At 75.6% G+C, this 1,667-nt stretch carries 3 protein-coding genes; 1 reads left to right on the top strand and 2 read right to left on the bottom strand.

Going from position 1 to position 1,667, the window contains the following annotated elements:
- The coding region (locus AB4Y86_RS18475) for a DUF1731 domain-containing protein (RefSeq protein WP_441403597.1) at nucleotides 1-431 on the top strand (431 nt) is incomplete at its 5' end.
- Here the strand turns inward: AB4Y86_RS18475 and AB4Y86_RS18470 are convergent.
- Both AB4Y86_RS18470 and AB4Y86_RS18465 read right to left on the bottom strand, forming a co-directional pair.
- Entirely contained in the window at nucleotides 428-712 is a 285-nt protein-coding gene (locus AB4Y86_RS18470) for a hypothetical protein (protein ID WP_441403596.1), read from the bottom strand. The genes AB4Y86_RS18475 and AB4Y86_RS18470 overlap by 4 nt on opposite strands.
- Nucleotides 678-1,667 (bottom strand): protein kinase domain-containing protein (locus AB4Y86_RS18465; protein ID WP_441403595.1); only part of this gene is annotated, 990 nt, incomplete at its 5' end. The genes AB4Y86_RS18465 and AB4Y86_RS18470, both read right to left, overlap by 35 nt.

Here is a 1,667-nt window from a genome sequence, read left to right as displayed (position 1 = left end):
TGGTTACCCCCCGCACCGGCGTGGTGCTGAGCCGCAGCGGGGGTGCCCTCGGCCGGCTGCTGCCGCTGCTGCGCCTGGGCGCGGGCGGTCCGTTCGGCAACGGCCGCCAGTACTGGCCGTGGATCACGCTTCCGGACGTCGCCGGCGCCTTCCAGTTCCTGCTCACCGCCCCGCTCTCCGGCCCGGTCAACGTCTGCGCGCCCGAGGCCGCGGACGTGAATTCGCTAATTGCCGGTCTTGCCGCTGCACTCCACCGGCCTGCCTTGTTGCGGGTGCCGGCGCCGGTCCTGCGCCTCGCGCTGGGCCAGTTGGCAAATGAACTGCTGCTGGCCAGCCAGCGGATGGAGCCCGCGGCGCTGGCCGGGGCCGGATTCCGGTGGCAGCACGCCTCGCTGGCCCAGGCCGCGGCCTGGGTGGCGGCCCGCGGCTAGCCTCCGGCGGAGCGGGTGGGCTCGGCACCAGCCGCCGGCGGCCCGGGAAGGATTTCCTGGATCCGCCATCTGCCGTCCACCGGCAGCAGCACCAGGCGTAGCCGCTGTTCCGCGGCCGCCGGGGCTTCGGCGACCACCGTCCCCGTGCCGTCCCGTTCCCGATAGGGCGGCGACGCCACGCTGAGCGTCACGACCGCGCGCGCGGCCGTGCTCTCCGGCAGGCTCTCGACCGACGAGAGCCGGGCCTCAAAGCCGTCGAGCACGTGGCCGGACTCGACCAACCGGGCGCCCACCTCGGCGTCGGCGGCGGCGGCAGGTGACGCAGGGACAGTGACTTGCTCCAGCAGCCCCAGGCGCCCGCTGCCAAGGGCGCCGCGCGTCGCCCGGCGCAGCGGCCGGCGCAGGCGCCCGCGTGGTTACCGGTCCGGGCAGCAGCGACGCCGCGAAGAGTCCTGCAACCGCAAGGAGCGCCGCCAGAACCAGTGCGGCCGCCGCCCTCCTCACGCCGGCCAACCTCAAGCCGGCCCGCGGGAAGCCGGCCCGGCGGCGGGCTTGGCGGGATGCGTGCCGTGCGGCGGTCGGCCCGGCCGCGGGACCGCGTCCCAGGCGCTGTCGGCGGCGAACCCGGCCCCGGAACGCGCGCAGCCGGGCCGCCCGGCGTTCCCGCCGACTCACGGGAAGCGACCGCCGGGTCAGCAGCTGCGGCAGCACGGTCGGGTGCACCGACACCGAGAGATCCACGGGGGCGGCCGGGGCGCTGCCGTAGATGGCGGCGGCCAGTTCGGAGGCGGACGGCCGCAGGCGCCGGTCGCTGCGGAGCCCCGCCTCCAGGGCCTCCGCCAACCCGGGCGGAACACCCGGGACCAGCAGCGGCAGCGGCGGACGCTGTAGCTCCGGCTCCGGCGCCCTGCCGGTAAGGCAGTACCAGCCCACCGCTGCCACGGCATAGACGTCGCCCTCCGGCTGCAGTCCGGCACGCACAGCATCCACCGGTGCGGGATCGCGGAACCCGTCCGTGCCGGCCCGGGACAGTTCCTGCGGGTCCGCCAGCATCCGGGCCACCCCCAGATCCGCGAGCAACGGTTTGCCCTGGGCGGTGAACAACACGTTGCCCGGTGACACGTCGCCGTGCGTAAAGCCCTTCCCGTGCAGATACGCAAGCGTCTGCGCTATTGGCGTCAGCACCGTGACCGCCTCACCCGGGCCCAGGCTGCCGCGGGCCGCCAGCAGCTCCGC

The sequence above is a fragment of the Arthrobacter sp. 2YAF22_2 genome, assembly GCF_052114645.1.
Taxonomy (GTDB): Bacteria; Actinomycetota; Actinomycetes; order Actinomycetales; family Micrococcaceae; genus Arthrobacter.
Note: the sequence above shows the minus strand (reverse complement) of the source record. Positions and strands in the feature narration are given on the sequence as shown.